The organism is Pedobacter aquae, from assembly GCF_008195825.1.
Lineage (GTDB): Bacteria > Bacteroidota > Bacteroidia > Sphingobacteriales > Sphingobacteriaceae > Pseudopedobacter > Pseudopedobacter aquae.
In genome coordinates, this window is sequence record NZ_CP043329.1 from 657,445 (window position 1) to 673,026 (window position 15,582).

Annotated in this window: 16 protein-coding genes and 1 pseudogene; 11 read left to right on the forward strand and 6 right to left on the reverse strand. The window is 35.4% G+C overall.

Features of this window, described 5'->3' with window-relative positions:
- Positions 1-54: 54 nt before the first annotated feature.
- On the forward strand, positions 55-264 hold the full coding sequence (locus tag FYC62_RS03015; RefSeq protein WP_149073864.1) for a hypothetical protein: 210 nt from the start codon (positions 55-57) through the stop codon (positions 262-264).
- 88 nt (positions 265-352) lie between these two features.
- Positions 353-1,252 carry an MBL fold metallo-hydrolase gene (locus FYC62_RS03020; protein WP_149073865.1) on the forward strand — a complete coding sequence of 300 codons (900 nt, stop codon included), beginning with the start codon at positions 353-355 and terminating at the stop codon, positions 1,250-1,252.
- A gap of 36 nt (positions 1,253-1,288) precedes the next feature.
- On the opposite strand, the gene accD is transcribed toward FYC62_RS03020, so the two are convergent.
- Positions 1,289-2,134, reverse strand: coding sequence for an acetyl-CoA carboxylase, carboxyltransferase subunit beta (gene accD, locus FYC62_RS03025; RefSeq protein WP_039451722.1), 846 nt, complete (start codon positions 2,132-2,134; stop codon positions 1,289-1,291).
- 163 nt (positions 2,135-2,297) lie between these two features.
- Here accD and fbaA point away from each other — a divergent pair.
- The 9 genes and pseudogenes from fbaA to rluF all read left to right on the forward strand — a co-directional run bounded on the left by fbaA (position 2,298) and on the right by rluF (position 9,204).
- A pseudogene (gene fbaA, locus FYC62_RS03030) lies at positions 2,298-3,376 on the forward strand (class II fructose-bisphosphate aldolase).
- Positions 3,377-3,459: 83 nt separating this feature from the next.
- Positions 3,460-3,879: a GNAT family N-acetyltransferase gene (locus FYC62_RS03035; protein ID WP_149073866.1), complete on the forward strand. Its 420-nt coding sequence runs from the start codon at positions 3,460-3,462 to the stop codon at positions 3,877-3,879.
- A gap of 11 nt (positions 3,880-3,890) precedes the next feature.
- Complete coding sequence (locus tag FYC62_RS03040) at positions 3,891-4,631, forward strand: SGNH/GDSL hydrolase family protein (protein ID WP_039451855.1); 741 nt, start codon at positions 3,891-3,893, stop codon at positions 4,629-4,631.
- 161 nt (positions 4,632-4,792) lie between these two features.
- Positions 4,793-5,749: a fasciclin domain-containing protein gene (locus tag FYC62_RS03045; RefSeq protein ID WP_052176894.1), complete on the forward strand. Its 957-nt coding sequence runs from the start codon at positions 4,793-4,795 to the stop codon at positions 5,747-5,749.
- 50 nt (positions 5,750-5,799) lie between these two features.
- Positions 5,800-5,961, forward strand: coding sequence for a hypothetical protein (locus tag FYC62_RS17015; protein WP_168199363.1), 162 nt, complete (start codon positions 5,800-5,802; stop codon positions 5,959-5,961).
- The gene (locus FYC62_RS03050) at positions 5,952-6,845 is read left to right on the forward strand and encodes a sensor histidine kinase (RefSeq protein WP_168199364.1); all 894 of its coding nucleotides are present in this window, start codon (positions 5,952-5,954) and stop codon (positions 6,843-6,845) included. Before FYC62_RS17015 ends, FYC62_RS03050 begins: the two co-directional genes overlap by 10 nt.
- On the forward strand, positions 6,826-7,572 hold the full coding sequence (locus FYC62_RS03055; RefSeq protein ID WP_149073868.1) for a LytR/AlgR family response regulator transcription factor: 747 nt from the start codon (positions 6,826-6,828) through the stop codon (positions 7,570-7,572). The genes FYC62_RS03050 and FYC62_RS03055 overlap by 20 nt, the downstream gene beginning before the upstream one ends.
- 21 nt (positions 7,573-7,593) lie before the next feature.
- Positions 7,594-8,301, forward strand: a complete 708-nt coding sequence (locus FYC62_RS03060; protein ID WP_149073869.1) for a hypothetical protein — start codon at positions 7,594-7,596, stop codon at positions 8,299-8,301.
- Between the two features lie 81 nt (positions 8,302-8,382).
- Positions 8,383-9,204 (forward strand): 23S rRNA pseudouridine(2604) synthase RluF, encoded by an 822-nt coding sequence (rluF, locus tag FYC62_RS03065; protein WP_149073870.1) that lies wholly within the window; start codon positions 8,383-8,385, stop codon positions 9,202-9,204.
- A 121-nt stretch (positions 9,205-9,325) separates the two neighbouring features.
- Here the strand turns inward: rluF and FYC62_RS03070 are convergent, their stop codons facing one another.
- The 5 genes from FYC62_RS03070 to secDF form a co-directional block, all read right to left on the reverse strand.
- On the reverse strand, positions 9,326-10,621 hold the full coding sequence (locus FYC62_RS03070) for an NAD(P)/FAD-dependent oxidoreductase (RefSeq protein ID WP_149073871.1): 1,296 nt from the start codon (positions 10,619-10,621) through the stop codon (positions 9,326-9,328).
- Positions 10,622-10,631: 10 nt separating this feature from the next.
- Entirely contained in the window at positions 10,632-10,952 is a 321-nt protein-coding gene (locus tag FYC62_RS03075; protein ID WP_149073872.1) for a 2Fe-2S iron-sulfur cluster-binding protein, read from the reverse strand.
- Between the two features lie 2 nt (positions 10,953-10,954).
- A complete protein-coding gene (locus FYC62_RS03080) occupies positions 10,955-11,968 on the reverse strand; it encodes an NAD(P)/FAD-dependent oxidoreductase (RefSeq protein WP_039451696.1) in 1,014 nt (337 codons plus the stop codon).
- Positions 11,965-12,399 (reverse strand): MarR family winged helix-turn-helix transcriptional regulator, encoded by a 435-nt coding sequence (locus FYC62_RS03085; RefSeq protein WP_039451694.1) that lies wholly within the window; start codon positions 12,397-12,399, stop codon positions 11,965-11,967. The genes FYC62_RS03080 and FYC62_RS03085 overlap by 4 nt, the downstream gene beginning before the upstream one ends.
- Before the next feature lie 180 nt (positions 12,400-12,579).
- The gene (gene secDF / locus FYC62_RS03090) at positions 12,580-15,537 is read right to left on the reverse strand and encodes a protein translocase subunit SecDF (RefSeq protein ID WP_149073873.1); all 2,958 of its coding nucleotides are present in this window, start codon (positions 15,535-15,537) and stop codon (positions 12,580-12,582) included.
- Positions 15,538-15,582 lie beyond the last annotated feature (45 nt).

Consider the following 15,582-nt stretch of genomic DNA (forward strand, 5'->3'; position numbering starts at 1 on the left):
CAAGCTATTTGTTTTAAACATCATGCATAAATCTTTTATTTAAAACATGATGTTATGGAAAGTAAAGTAGAAAAGCTAAACGAGCTTAAAGAAAAAGAGCTAAAGCTAAAAGAAGAGTTGTTAAGAGAAGGGCATGAGGGTATAAAAGATAATAATCCAGACCCTGTTATAGATGCTAAAGATACTTTTACAGTATCGCCAGCAAATAAATCAAGAGCGCATAAAGGACATATTGGGCCTGATAAAGAACCCGGAACGTTTTAAAATAAAGGAGAGTCTGCCAAAAGCAGGCTCTTTTTTTTAGAACATTTTATCTTGCTTAACTGTAGTATGCTTGTAAACTATTAAACGTATGAAAAGAAGAGGTTTTATTAAAAGCGCTGCTTTGGCAGTTGCAGCTTCTCAAATACCAGGAAAATCCTGGGCTTCTTGGTTCGGTATGGCTGATTATCAAATCAGGATGTTGAGCGATAACTTAGGCATTTTTACAGAGCAAGGGGGCACTATTGCATTTTTAAAATCCAAGAGTGGAATAGCAGTGGTCGACTCTCAGTTTCCAAATCCGGCCCAACATTTAATTGATGAGTTGAGGAAAAGATATGATGAAACTCCTTTTCAATTATTGATTAATACACACCATCATGCCGACCATAGCAGCGGTAATATCGCTTTTAAAGGATTAGTGAAACATGTGGTGGCACATGAAAACTCTGCTAAAAACCAAATTAGAGTATCAGAAGAAGCCAAAAAAGTAGGTAAAGAAAGCGTGATTTTAGCTCCGGATAAAACTTTTCAAACCACGTGGAATTATAAATTAGATAAGGAAAATATCAAGCTCCATTATTTTGGAGCTGGGCATACCAATGGAGATTCATTTGTGCATTTTGAAAATCAAAACACAGTGCATACCGGAGATTTAGTTTTTAATAGAAGATTTCCTTATATCGATAAAACAGCAGGAGCAGATATCCAAAATTGGATTAAGGTTTTGGATAAAGCGATGGATACCTTTGATTCAAAAACGCAATATATTTTTGGTCATGCTTTAGACCCACAAAAGATTATTGGAACACAAGAAGATATTAAAGCCTATCAGAATTATTTAGAAAAGCTTTTAGAATATGTTTCTAAAGAGAAAAAAGCAGGTAAAAGCTTAGCCGAAATCTCAAAAGTTAAAGTTATACCGGGGGCAGAAGAGTGGCAAGGGCAGGGCATAGAAAGAGGTATAAGTGCAGCTTACCAAGAGTTATAAAACAAAAAGAGCCGATTTAAAATCGGCTCTTTTTGTTTAGTTATTCATGATTCTGATGAAAGTAGAGAGCTTATTTTTGATTTCTCTTCTATCCACAATAAAATCAAGGAAACCATGCTCTAAAACAAATTCAGATGTTTGGAAACCTTTTGGTAAGTCTTTTTTGATAGTTTCTTTGATAACCCTTGGGCCTGCAAAGCCAATTAAAGCGCCTGGTTCTGCAATATTAATATCGCCAAGCATCGCATAAGAAGCAGTAACACCACCTGTTGTAGGGTCTGTTAATAAAGAAATATAAGGGATTTTTGCTTTGCTTAATAAAGCTAGTTTTGCTGATGTTTTAGCCATTTGCATTAAAGAGAATGCAGCTTCCATCATCCTTGCTCCGCCAGATTTAGAAATCATCAGGAAAGGGATTTTGTGCTCGATACAATAATCTATAGATCTTGCAATTTTTTCTCCTACTACAGAACCCATAGAGCCTCCAATAAAGCTGAAATCCATACAAGCAATCACTAAATCTTGTCCGTCTATTTTACCATGGGCAGCTCTTATTGCGTCTTTTAATCCTGTTTTCTTATAACTTTCAACTAATCTATTTTTATATGATTTCGTATCTGTAAAATTAAGCGGATCGCCAGAGGTTAAATTACCAAATAGCTCTGCGAAAGCATTATCATCAAAGAAAATTTCAAAATACTCTTTAGAACCTACTCTTAAATGATAATCGCAATACTGACAAACGTATTTATGCTCAACCTGTTCAGAGTAATGGAGTGCTTTTTTACAATTAGGACACTTGTTCCATACGCCGTCTGGTGCTTCTTTTTTATCCTCTGTTGAGGTAAATATTCCTTTTGTACTTCTTTTAAACCAAGCCATTCTTTTAAAAAAGTGAGAATGCAAATAAACAAAAAATTGATGAATACTTAACCCTTAATGTTTTTTAGTAGGTGTAGAATTTACAAAAGGCTTATTTTCAATAACTATTCAGCCGGTTTAATAAATTTTTTTAACTTCGAGTCTTAGAAAAATTGAAATAGAAATGAGTTTAAAAGATTTTAAAGGGGTAATTACCGGAGAGCAAGTTCAAGAATTATTTGAAGCCGCAAAAAAACATCAGTTTGCTTTACCTGCCGTTAATGTAATTGGTACCAATTCTATTAACGCTGTAATGGAAACAGCTAAAGCTGTTAATTCGCCAGTTATTGTGCAACTATCTAACGGAGGGGCGCAATTTTATGCAGGTAAATCTCTTGATAATGATAAATTACAAGCATGCATTTTAGGTGGTGTTTCTGCTGCACAGCATGTGCATTTATTGGCAGAACATTACGGTGTTGCCGTTATTTTGCATACAGACCATTGCGCTAAGAAATTATTGCCTTGGTTAGATGGATTGTTAGATGCTGGAGAGAAATTTTACGCACAGCATGGCAAACCATTATTTTCTTCGCACATGATAGATTTATCTGAAGAGTCTATTGAAGAGAATATTGAAATTTGCAAAACCTATTTAGAGCGTATGAGCAAAATGGGTATGACTTTAGAAATAGAGTTAGGTGTAACAGGTGGTGAAGAAGATGGTGTTGATAATTCTGATGTTGATTCATCAAAACTATATACCCAACCAGAAGAAGTTTCTTATGCTTATGAAGAATTAAGTAAAATAAGTCACAGATTTACTGTTGCAGCAGCTTTTGGTAACGTACATGGTGTTTACAAGCCAGGAAACGTAAAACTACAGCCTGTAATTTTACACAACTCACAAGAGTATGTAAAACAGAAATTTAGCTTAGCTGCTGAGAAACCTATCAACTTTGTATTCCATGGTGGTTCTGGTTCTTCACAAGAAGAAATTAGAGAAGCTATTTCTTATGGAGCTATTAAAATGAATATCGATACAGATATGCAATGGGCATTCTGGGAAGGTATTTTAAACTACTATAAAGGAAAAGAAGGTTATTTACAAGGCCAAATTGGTAACCCTGAAGGTGATGATTCTCCAAACAAAAATATTACGACCCAAGAGTTTGGTTAAGAAAAGGTGAAGATCAATTTGTGAAGCGCTTAACCGCAGCATTTGAAGATTTAAATTGCATAGATGCAAATTCAAAACTTTAATAAAAATAATTGAGAGGAGAGGGTAGGAGAAATTCTACCCTTTTTTATTTGGTAAAAATGCCAAAATAAAATAAGTTTAAGGTATGATAGAAGTTAAAAAGGTAATAGCGCAAGAAGAGCTTGAAAAGGTTTTTGCTATCAGAAAAGAAGTTTTTGTGGTAGAACAAAATTGTCCGCCAGAGCTAGAATGGGAAAATGAAGATATCTCTCATCATTTTTTAGCTTTATTAAATGCAGAGCCAGCAGGCGCTTGCAGATGGCGCAAAACAGATAAAGGTTATAAGCTAGAGCGTTTTGCTGTATTAAAATCTTGTAGAGGTAAAGGAGTAGCGCAGGCTATGCTTAAAACAGTTTTGGCAGATTTACCCAAAGATGCTGAGTATGTTTATTTACATGCACAAATAACCGCTATGGGTTTATATCAGAAATTTAACTTTCAAGCGGTAGGCGATATTTTTGAAGAAGCTGGTATACAGCATTATAAAATGGTTTTAAATAAATAATGATAAACCTCATGATAAAAAGAAGAGCATTTTTAAAAGGCACCTCTATGGCAGGTGTTTTAGCTTTAAGCATACCTGAAATTGTACAGGCTGCTATGCCTAAAGCAGCAGGCATAAAACTCCAAAAAGGTGATGTTATCCTTTTTCAAGGAGATTCTATTACAGATGCTGGAAGAAAAAAAGATGATTTAAATTTTAACACCCCTAATAGCTTAGGTGGAGGTTATGCCGTACAAGCAGCAGCAGAAATGCTTCTAAAACATCCTGATAAAGAGCTTAAGATTTATAATAAAGGCATTAGTGGAAACAAAGTTTACCAATTGGCAGAAAGATGGGAAAAAGATTGCTTAGAGCTGAAGCCTCAGGTTTTAAGTATTTTAATTGGTGTTAATGATTATTGGCATAAACACAATGGTAAATATGATGGTACTATAGAAACCTATAAGAAAGACTTTAGGGCTTTATTGACTAAAACCAAAGCTAGTTTGCCCAACATTAAGTTTATTATAGGCGAACCTTTTGCTGTTAAAGGTATTAAAGCTGTTGATGAATCTTGGTATCCGGCTTTTGATGAATATAGAAAAGCAGCTAAAGAAATAGCAGACGAGTTTCAAGCGGTATTTATTCCTTATCAAAAGGTTTTTGATGAAGCGCAGAAATCTGCTCCGGGTGTTTACTGGACTTATGATGGTGTGCATCCTTCTTTGGCTGGTGCAAAACTCATGGCTGAAGCTTGGCTAAAAGCCATATAATTTCTCGCCTCAGATGAAAATTGCTCATCTGAGGGGAATTTTTAAAAACGTTTAAGTTTCCATTAGGTACAATTCATCCAATAAAATGGCTGCTTCAGTAGGTTAAGCAAATCTAATTTTCGTCTTTAAAGTTATTTGAACATAACATAAAACGAAAAATTATGAGAAGCACAGCAACAAAAAAATGGATGAAATTAGGCATCATCACAAGCCTAATTCTAGTAACAGTTTCTTTTACAGGATGTAAAAAAGACGATGAACCAGTACAACCACAAAACAACATTGTACAGTTGGTGGTAAACAACCCAGAGTTTAGTTTCTTAGAAGCTGCAGTAATTAAAGCAGATTTAGTAGGTGCATTAAGCGGTGCAGGCCCACTTACTGTATTTGCGCCAACCAACCAAGCTTTTATAGCAGCAGGTTTTGCAAATGAAGCGGCAGTTTCTGCTTTGTCAAAAGAGACTTTAGTTTCTATTTTAACTTATCATGTGGTTGGTAGCCGCATCCTATCGTCTCAGATTCAAACAGCATCTAATACACCGGTACAAACTTTAGCACAAACAAATATATTTGTAACTAAAGACCAAAGAGGTGTTTTTGTAAATGGTGCTCAAGTAACACAAGCAGATGTACAAGCTTCAAATGGCGTTATCCATGTAATTAACAAAGTTTTAATGCCAGCCGTTGGTAATATTGTACAAGCAGCACAAGGTAATGCTAATTTAAGTTATTTGGTTGCAGCAGTATTAAGAGCTAGCGAGGGCACTACCAATGTAGCTGCAGCATTATCTGCCGCGGGTCCTTTAACTGTATTTGCCCCAACCAACCAAGCTTTTATCAATGCAGGTTTTGCAACTACAGCAGCTATTCAAGCGGCTAGTCCGGCAACTTTAACCAGTATTTTAACTTACCATGTTATCAGTGCCAGAGTTTTATCATCAGATTTAACAGAAGGCGCAACACCAGCTACACTAAATGGCGGTACAGTTACCATAACTTTATCAGGTGGAGCTAAAGTTAGAGGTAGAGCTAATACTTCCGCATCTAACATCATAGCTGCAGATGTTATTACAACCAATGGTGTGGTACATGTCATAGATCAAGTACTGTTACCATAAATAAATTAATCAATAAAAATTCATAGTATTGATGTAAGAAATTTTCTAATATGTTTGGTTTAAAATATAGGTATATAATCATCGTAGCTTTAGGGATTTATTCTTACATCAATACCTATTTTACAGACTTTTTCAATCATTATCAAGTTAAGGCTTCATCAGAAGCCTTAATACTTTCTTTTATACTTATTGTATTTTTTGTTTGGGATTAAGTAGGCTGGCAGAGCAAGTTTTAAGACGCTATTACAGAACGCCATCGGCTGTTAAATTTTTGGCTCTTTTATTCCTAAGCAGTTTACCACTTACTTTTATTGCCGCCATTGTAGTTATTGCTATAGCTGGTATTTGGTATTCGGGTTATCAGCTTTCAGAAATCCAAACAGAGATTAAACTAACCTTTTTACTAGCTTTCAGAATCAATTTATTCTTACACTGTATCAACTCCATCGTATATTTCTTTAAGCAATTAAGAGAAAAACAATTAGAAGCAGAGGAGTTAAAAAGAGCACAAATTCAGGCTCAGCTACAGCAAATTAAAACCCAAATTAATCCTCATTTTTTATTCAACAATCTTAATGTATTGGCCTCTCTTATCATGAATAAAAGCGAAGAAGCCAATCAGTTTATAGAGAGTTTTTCTGAAGTTTACCGTTATATCTTAAAAAATCAAGAACAAGAGTTGGTTAGCTTAAAGGACGAACTTAAAGTGATGGATTTGTACATCTTCTTATTAAAAAAGCGCTTTGCAGAAGCTATTAAGTTTAATATTTCTTTTGATGAGCACCACCTAGAAAACACTTTTATTGTACCAGCAACCCTTCAAATTTTAATAGAAAACGCTATCAAACATAATATTGCATCTTCATCAAAACCACTTTCAATAGATATTGTTATAAACAGTAATACTTTGATGGTGCGAAACAATCATCAGCCTAAGCAAACACTAGAAAAATCTAGTCAGATAGGTTTAAAAAGCATCAATCAACAGTATAAAATAATCTGTGGAAAAGAAATTACCGTGAAAAACCAAGATGATTATTTTGAAATAACTTTACCTGTTTTAAAAGTAGAAAACTATGAAGTTTTTAATCATTGAAGATGAGCCACTTGCAGCAGAAAGATTAGGTCATTTAATACTTCAACATTATCCTCAAACAGAAAAAACCGAAACTTGTGATAGTGTAGAAAGTGCAGTTTTATGGCTTAGAAGCAACCCTATGCCTAATTGTATTTTTATGGATATTCAATTATCTGATGGTTTAAGTTTTAGCATTAGCCACGATGTTGAAATTACCTGCCCTGTGATATTTACAACAGCTTATGAAAACTATGCTTTAAAAGCTTTTGAACTATTTAGTATAGACTATTTATTAAAACCAGTAACTCTTAAAAGCCTTAAGCAAGCGCTTACTAAGCTAGAAACCTATACAAACGCTACCCTAACTGCGCAACAAAATTTATTAGATATTCCAGCATCAAAGTATAAAAACCGCTTTCTAATTAAGATTGGTAATAAAATGTTTTTTGTTGATGTAAGCGATGTAGCCTATTTTCTGTCTGATGATAAATCAGTTTACCTTTATACTACAGATGGAAAAGCTTTCCCGATAGATTATACTTTAGATAGCTTGATGGAGCACTTAAACGAAAAGGAGTTTTTTAGACTTAATAGGCAGGTTATTGCCAGAATTGATGCTATTAAGGATATTAAATTGTATACCAATAGACGATTAAAACTTAGCCTAAACAGCGGTAATGCAGTAAATGATTTTATAGTGAGTAGAGAAAGAGTGGCTGCATTTAAAACCTGGGCAGGAAACTAATTATTTACCCTTATTTTTATCATGAAGATTCAACTACTCGCTATCATTTTTATTGTTTTATTTGGCTTACAAAGCTTTGCTCAAAAAAAAGAAGATGTTATTTATTTGCTTAACGGATGGGTTATTCGAGGTAAAATCATTAATAAAGAACAGGATAAAATAAGTATACAATCTGTAGATAGGAATTTATACGTATTTAAATCCAATGAAATTAAAGAAATTAGAGAAGAGGAAATTCCTCCAGTTTTTAATATCAAGCAAAAAGGATTTGGACATTTTACCGAGCTTGGTCCGCTAGCTTCACAAAATACCGGCGAACTTAATGTGAATACCTCTGCATTTTCTTTTCAGACTATTAATGGCTATAAGTTTAATCAGTTTTTATTTGCAGGTGTTGGTGCCGGGATAGATTTATATGCGACACAAACTTTTTTCCCGGTGATAGGTACCTTACGTGGAGATTTTAGAGCAGGTAAGCAATTTGTACCCTTTTACTTTACTGATTTTGGTTACGGCTTTAACGGAACTAAAAATACCATAACCGGTATTTCTTATGAAGGTGGGACTGTTTTTGCAGCAGGTCTTGGATTAAAAATTGGCTTAAGTAATAATGCTGGCGTGATGATTAGTATTGGCTACCGCGATCAACGCTATGGTACCGTTCAACAAAATATCAATCTTCAAAATAATTATCAAAGAATAGCTTTAAGGGCTGGTTTTTATTTGTAGGGGGTGTGTTAGTGGCCTAAAAGAATACTCCTTAATATTAAACGTTAATTTTAATACTTTTGCTCTTCAGATTTTAGGATAATGAGTAACGCAAACGATTTACGTTTAAATAAAGCTATCAGCGATACAGGTTTTTGCTCTAGGCGAGAGGCCGATAGGCTAATAGAAGAGGGTAGGGTAACGATAAACGGTAAAACTGGTGTTTTAGGAGATCGTGTAAATCATGAAGATGATGTAAGGGTAGATGGTAGAAGGATAAAGTTTAAAAGTCCTGAGCAAGATATATATATCGCTTTTAATAAACCCCGAGGCATTACTTGTACCACAGAAAGAAATGTAGAAGGCAATATCATTGATTATATCAACCATCCTAAAAGAATTTTTCCTGTCGGGAGGTTAGATAAACCCTCTGAAGGTTTGATTTTCTTAACCAGCGATGGGAATATTGTGAACAAGATTTTAAGAGCTGGTAATAACCACGAAAAAGAATATGTGGTTACAGTGAATAAGCCTATCACGACAGATTTTTTACGAAAAATGGCTGCCGGAGTACCTGTTTTGGGTACCATCACCAATAAATGTGTGATTAAAAAGGAGAGCGATTTTATCTTCAAAATTGTGTTGACACAAGGTTTAAATAGGCAAATTAGAAGGATGTGTGAGTATTTGGACTATGAAGTTACCCGTTTAAAGCGTGTCAGGATTATGAATGTTTCTTTACAGAATATCCCTTTAGGTAAATGGCGTAATTTAACCAAAGAAGAATTGGCAGAGATCATGCAGATGGTGGCCCAATCTAGTAAAACAGAAGAGGCCTCAGTCATGAGCAAGCCTAAACAAAGCTATAAGCAATTTAAAAGCAAGGGGAACTATCCTCAAAAACGTGATAAACCGAAGTCTTAATTAAAGTATCGAGAAGATAGAAAAATCAAAAGCCCCGCAAATGCATGCAGGGCTTTTCTTATTTTTCTGTAGTTGTAATGATTCTTGACAGTGCTTAAAGGTAATCATTTAATATGAAATTTTAAATAGCCTCTGCTTCTTCTTTCATTAAATCTCTATCAAACTTCCTGATAATCAAACGTGTCCCTCTGTCGTAACTGAAATAGTTTACAATCCAATTCATCAGGGTAACCATTTTATTTCTAAAACCTACCAGGAAAAGGAGGTGAATAAACATCCAGGTTAACCAAGCAAAAAAGCCTTGGAACTTCCAGTATTTTAAATCTACTACGGCTTTATTTCTACCAATGGTAGCCATAGCACCTTTGTCATAATAATCAAAAGCTTGGGTAGGTTGGTTATTGATGATTCTAACTAAGTTTTTAGCCAATTGCTGCCCTTGCTGTATAGCTACCTGAGCCACACCGGGGTGACCATATGGATATTCAGGACTTTCTATAGCAGCTAAATCTCCAATAGCGAAGATATTGTTGTAGCCAACAATCAAATTATCGGGCTGTGTTTTAATACGGCCACCTCTAACAATTTGTGCTTTATCCAATCCCGGAATGGTAGCACCTTTAACACCAGCGCTCCAGATAACTGCTTTGGTAGGTAAAATTTCACCATCTTTTAAAACTACTCTATCGCCATCATAAGCAGCAACTAGTTTTTGAAGCATCACGGTAACGCCCATATTTTCTAAAAACTCTTGTGCTTTGTAAGAAGCTTGTTCAGAAAAAGGTGTTAAAACACGTTCAGAATTCTCTATCAAGAAAATACGCATCCTTTGTATATCCAGTTCTGGATAATCAGCCGGAAGTACGTGGTTTTTAAGTTCAGCTAGTGCACCTGCAGTTTCTACGCCTGTAGGGCCGCCACCTACTACTACAAAATTTAGAAGCGCATCTCTCCTGATGGGGTCTTCCTCAATAAGTGCTTCCTCTAAGTTCTGTAGAATTAAAGAACGTAAGTTTAAAGCTTCGGGAACGGTTTTCATCGGCATGGCATAATGCTCTATCTCTTTCTGCCCGAAAAAGTTAGTCTCAGACCCCGTTGCTAAAACCAAGTAATCATAATCAAAATCACCAATACTGGTACTAATGGTATTATTTTCTGTATGGATAGCTGTAACATTTGCCACCCTAAAGGCTAAGTTTTTTTGTTCGCGAAATACTTTACGGATAGGGAAAGCAATAGAATCTGGCTCTAAACCACCTGTAGCAACCTGATAGAGTAAAGGTTGGAAGGTATGGTAGTTATGCCTATCTAGCATCAAGATGTTTACTTCTGCATGTCTGAGCTTTTTAGCCAGTTGGATACCTCCAAATCCACCACCAATGATGATGACTTTTGGGAATTTTTTATCGCTTTTCATATCGTGATTATTAAGCTTCTTCGCCTCTAATTTTTACTTTGATGCCATTCAATTGTTCATTAACCTTCAACTGACATGCCAATCTGCTATCAGTACCTGCATCTGGGAGGGTGTCTAGCATATCTAGTTCGGCATCTTGGGCATCTGTCAATTGTTCTAAGCCTTCTAAAACCTGTACATGGCAAGTGGCGCATAAGGCCATGCCTCCGCAAGTGGCTAATATATTATATTCAGAAGCTTTTAAAACTTCCATTAAGTTGAGGTTAATATCCGTAGGAATTTCAATCTCTTGCTCTGTATCGTCTCTATCTACAACTGTTAGCTTTATCATATTTAAAAAGTATTTACACCATAAACGGTAGTATATTTAAAAGATAATTTTTGATCGGGATAAACATATTTAAAAGCGCTCTGGCACATTAAAGCTGCCTCATGGAAACCACTTAAAATGAGTTTTAGTTTACCCGGATAGGTGTTGATATCGCCAATGGCATAAATTCTTTCTACGTTGGTAGAATAGTCTTCTGTATTTACTGCAATAGCCGATTTTTCAATATTTAAACCCCATTCACCAATCGGGCCAAGTTTTGGGCTTAAGCCAAATAAGGGGATGAGATAATCTGCATCCAATATTTTTTCTTCTTTAGTTTTGCTAAGCAGATGCACTTTTTCTAAATGCGTATCGCCATTAATTTTGTTAAGGTGAGCAGAAAGAACCAGGTTGATTTTTCCCATTTCGGCAAGCTTAAATACTTTTTCTGCCGAGTCTGGTGCACCTCTAAAAGTATCACCACGGTGTACTAAAGTAACTTCTTGTGCAATATTAGCCAGAAAAATAGTCCAGTCTAAAGCAGAGTCGCCGCCACCAGCTAGTACCACTTTTCTATCACGATAAAGCTCTGGATCTTTCACCATATAGCTTACACCTTTACCTTCAAACAATTGAAGATTTTCTATATCTGGTTTACGAGGTTCAAAACAACCTAAGCCGCCCGCAATAACCACTACTTTACAGTGGATACTTGTCTTATCACTGGTCATCACCTGGTAGCTGCCGTCTTCTTGCTTAGTTAAGCGTTCAACTCTTTCTCCTAAGGTAAAGCCCGGGTCAAATGGTTTAATCTGTTCCATCAAATTATCTACTAGCTCCTGAGCTTTAATTTCTGGATAACCCGGGATATCGTAAATAGGTTTTTGAGGATATATTTCTGATAACTGTCCGCCTACTTGTGGTAAAACATCAACCAAGTGGCAACGCATTTTAAGTAAACCTGCTTCAAAAACGGCAAATAAGCCAACCGGACCTGCGCCTATAATGCAAATGTCTGTACTAATTTGTGTGTTCATATTTCTAGAGATTGATAGATGGTATTTAAAATTCTTTTTAAGTCTTCGTAATCTTTTTCGGTGAGGTTCTCCCAGGCTTTCATTCTTATTTCCGCAACTTTAGGAGCCCATTCTTCCATTTTTTGTTTTCCTTTTTCTGTAAGATGTATTGTAAAACAACGTCTATCGCTGGCTAATTGTCTTCGTTCAATCAATTCTTTTTTACACAGTAAATCAATAATACGGGTTAGGGTAGGATGGTCTTTCCCAATCTGCTCGGCCAACTCGCTTTGGTTTTGGTCATTTTCTTCATTTAATGATTTTAAAACCAGCCATTGGTCTACCGTAATATCAAAGCTTTCTTCTTTAAACCTTTTTTGTGCGAACTGTTTAATTCTTCTATTCGTACGGTCTAAGAGGTAAGAGTAGGTATTAAAAGATTCTTTTGTCATAACAATAATTAGTACAACAAATATATAGGAATTATTTTAAACTATACTATTTTAGTAGAGATTAATAGGCTAAATGATTTTGGATAGACAATTATTAGAGGCTGGGGGGGAGCTAATAGCTCAACAAAAAAGGCTTTCCGATTTAAATGGAAAGCCTTTTCATATGGGTTTAAAAGAAGATTATTTCTTTTCTTCTCCTTTATTTCTCATAAACTCAACAACTACTGGTGTTGCCACAAATAATGAAGAGTAAGTACCTACAATTACACCAATTAACATAGCGAAAGAGAAGCCTCTTAAAATCTCGCCACCAAAGATGAATAGGATAATCAATACAAATATGGTAGACAGACCCGTAACAACCGTTCTACTTAATGTGCTATTAAGGGCGTTGTTAATGATGGTTCCCATGGTTTCGTTTTTGTTTCTATTATCGTTTAAGTACTCTCTTACCCTATCGAAGATAACAACCGTATCGTTGATAGAATAACCCATTACAGTTAAAATAGCCGCGATAAATGATTGATCGATATCTAAAGAGAATGGTACAAAACCGTTTAGTAAGGAGAAGAAAGCTAATACTATTAAAACGTCATGCGCTAAGGCAATAATAGAAGCTATACCAAATTCTATTTTTCTAAAACGGATGAAGATATAAATGAAGATAGCGAAAATAGATAATAATACAGCGTAAATAGCGGATGTTTTAATGTCATTAGCTACTGTTGGTCCTACTTTCTGAGCATCCTTAATTTCGTAAGGAGCGTTTAACTTTTTAAGACCTTCATTAAGTTTATTCTCAACAATTTTTTCCGTATCGGCACCTTCATCAGTAATAAGATAATCTGTAGTTACTCTTACACCATTACCATAGCTTTTCACCTCTGGAGCATCGTTTTCAAATGCATCGGTTAAAACGTTTCTTACCTCTAAAGTGCTTATCTCTTTTTGGAATTCGATTACATAAGTTCTACCACCTTGGAAATCTACACCTAAACTGAAACCTCTAGTGAAGATAGAAATGATACCCGCAATAATGATGATAGAAGAGATGATATAGAATTTCTTACGTTCTTTTACGAAATCAAAAGTAGAGCCTTTGAATAATTTTTTGGTGAAAGAAGTAGAGAAAGGTACGTTCTGGCCTTTATCAACTTTTTGGTCTAATACCAATCTACTGATAAATATAGCTGTAAATAAAGAACAGATAATACCAATTACTAAAGTAGTTGCGAAACCTAAAATTGGTCCAGAACCCATCACCATTAAAATAACACCTGTTATTAAGGTTGTGATGTTAGAGTCTAAGATAGCCGAGTAAGAGTTAGAGAAACCATCGGCAACAGCCAATCTTAAAGATTTTCCAGATTCTAACTCTTCTTTAATTCTTTCATAAATCAATACGTTAGCATCTACCGCCATACCTATGGTAAGTACCAAACCTGCAATACCAGGTAAAGTCCATACAGCACCTAAAGATGCCATTACACCAATTAAGAAGAATAAGTTAGCTAGTAGGGCAAGATTTGCAATCCAACCTGCTCTGTTATAATAGAACAGCATGAATAACAATACCACTAATAAACCTGCTACAGAAGAAGCTAAACCTTTATCAATAGACTCTTTACCTAGGGTAGGACCTACAACGTATTCTCCAACAATTTTAGCAGGAGCAGGTAATTTACCAGCTTTTAATACGTTAGCTAAATCTTTTGTTTCTTCTGGTGTAAAGTTTCCTGATATAGAAGAGATACCATTAGGGATTTCTCCTGATACTCTTGGAGCGGTATAAACCATGCCATCTAAAACAATAGCAATAGATTTATTATCCTCTTCGCTTTGTGCAGAACCTGCAGCAGCAGCTGTAATTCTTTTCCACTCACGAGCACCTTCTGAGTTCATTACCATCACTACCTCAGGATTTCCTTTTTGGTCGAAATCGTCACGAGCGTTAGAGATAACGTCACCTTCTAAAGCTGGTTCTCCGTTTAAGCCGGTAGCTTTAATGGCATATAATTCAAAAACCTTATCAGTTTCTGAGATAGCTTTTACACCCCACATTAACTTTACGTTAGGCGGGATAACAGCTTTAATATCTTGCTCAGCAAAAATAGCGTTGATTTTAGCTGTATCTCTTTGGTTGGCATAACCTACTACAGCACCTGGTCTTAAACCTTGTTGGCCGTTAGCACCTTGGAAAGTTGCTGGAGCCAATAAAGCAAATAAAGGGTTAGACTTAGCTAATGCAGCACTTGCCGCAGCAGAGTCTTTTGCTACCGTATCTTTTTTAGCACTTAATAAAGCAGGTTTGTCACCAGCTTTTGCAAGGCTATCAGCACTTTTTATAGCTGGTTTTGCTTCCTCTTTAGGTTGTTTAGCAGCTAAAATATTGTTGATATTTTGAATAAGAGGGAAAATCTCTTGGTTTTCAAAAGTTTCGTAGAACTCTAATTTAGCAGAACCTTGTAATAGTTTACGAACACGTTCTTTATCTGTTACACCAGGTAGCTCAACCAAAATTCTGTTAGAACCTTCTTGTAATTGGATATTGGGTTGTGTTACGCCAAATTTATCTATACGAGTTCTTAAGATGTTGAAAGATCTTTCAACCGCAGAGTTTGCTTGTTTATCTAAGAAAGTTTTTACTTGAGCGTTGGTAGCATCTAACTTGAGCTCGGCAGCATTTTCTTTTGTCGAATAAAAAGTTGCTAGCTTACCACTAGGGCTTAATTTTTCATACTCTTGTACGAAAAGCGTTACTAAACTTTCCTGACTTGTTTTTAATCTGTTTTGAGCATTTTTTAATGCCTGATTGAAATTGGCGTCATCCGGATTGTTGGCTAAACTTCTAATCAATGCAGATAAATCTATCTCCATGGTTACGTTCATACCACCTTTTAAGTCTAAACCTAACTGTATTTCTCTTTCTTTTACATACTGGTAAGTATGACCAAGTAGAGGGTAAACAGGTTGTGAAGACATAGAATCTAAATAGATTCTTTCTTTTTCAGGATCGCCTTTTGCATACTCTTTAGCATCACTTTCTACCTTGTTGGCAAAAAATGTAAAAGAAAGGGCATACAAACTCAGTAATGTTAAAATAACTGCTGCAAACTTAATTACTCCTTTGTTTTGCATTTTGTTTTTAATTGATTATTAGTACTTCTCTTCTATATAAGACGG

Excerpts from the sequence above, each read along its gene's own strand:
- FYC62_RS03055 (WP_149073868.1), top strand. The coding sequence starts at position 6,826 with ATGAAGTTTTTAATCATTGAAGATGAGCCACTTGCAGCAGAAAGATTA.
- rluF (WP_149073870.1), top strand. The coding sequence starts at position 8,383 with ATGAGTAACGCAAACGATTTACGTTTAAATAAAGCTATCAGCGATACA.
- FYC62_RS03040 (WP_039451855.1), top strand. The coding sequence starts at position 3,891 with ATGATAAAAAGAAGAGCATTTTTAAAAGGCACCTCTATGGCAGGTGTT.
- accD (WP_039451722.1), bottom strand. The coding sequence starts at position 2,134 with ATGGCTTGGTTTAAAAGAAGTACAAAAGGAATATTTACCTCAACAGAG.
- FYC62_RS03045 (WP_052176894.1), top strand. The coding sequence starts at position 4,793 with ATGAGAAGCACAGCAACAAAAAAATGGATGAAATTAGGCATCATCACA.
- FYC62_RS03075 (WP_149073872.1), bottom strand. The coding sequence starts at position 10,952 with ATGATAAAGCTAACAGTTGTAGATAGAGACGATACAGAGCAAGAGATT.
- FYC62_RS03085 (WP_039451694.1), bottom strand. The coding sequence starts at position 12,399 with ATGACAAAAGAATCTTTTAATACCTACTCTTACCTCTTAGACCGTACG.
- FYC62_RS03015 (WP_149073864.1), top strand. The coding sequence starts at position 55 with ATGGAAAGTAAAGTAGAAAAGCTAAACGAGCTTAAAGAAAAAGAGCTA.
- FYC62_RS03070 (WP_149073871.1), bottom strand. The coding sequence starts at position 10,621 with ATGAAAAGCGATAAAAAATTCCCAAAAGTCATCATCATTGGTGGTGGA.
- FYC62_RS03060 (WP_149073869.1), top strand. The coding sequence starts at position 7,594 with ATGAAGATTCAACTACTCGCTATCATTTTTATTGTTTTATTTGGCTTA.
- FYC62_RS03020 (WP_149073865.1), top strand. The coding sequence starts at position 353 with ATGAAAAGAAGAGGTTTTATTAAAAGCGCTGCTTTGGCAGTTGCAGCT.
- secDF (WP_149073873.1), bottom strand. The coding sequence starts at position 15,537 with ATGCAAAACAAAGGAGTAATTAAGTTTGCAGCAGTTATTTTAACATTA.
- FYC62_RS03080 (WP_039451696.1), bottom strand. The coding sequence starts at position 11,968 with ATGAACACACAAATTAGTACAGACATTTGCATTATAGGCGCAGGTCCG.
- FYC62_RS17015 (WP_168199363.1), top strand. The coding sequence starts at position 5,800 with ATGTTTGGTTTAAAATATAGGTATATAATCATCGTAGCTTTAGGGATT.
- FYC62_RS03035 (WP_149073866.1), top strand. The coding sequence starts at position 3,460 with ATGATAGAAGTTAAAAAGGTAATAGCGCAAGAAGAGCTTGAAAAGGTT.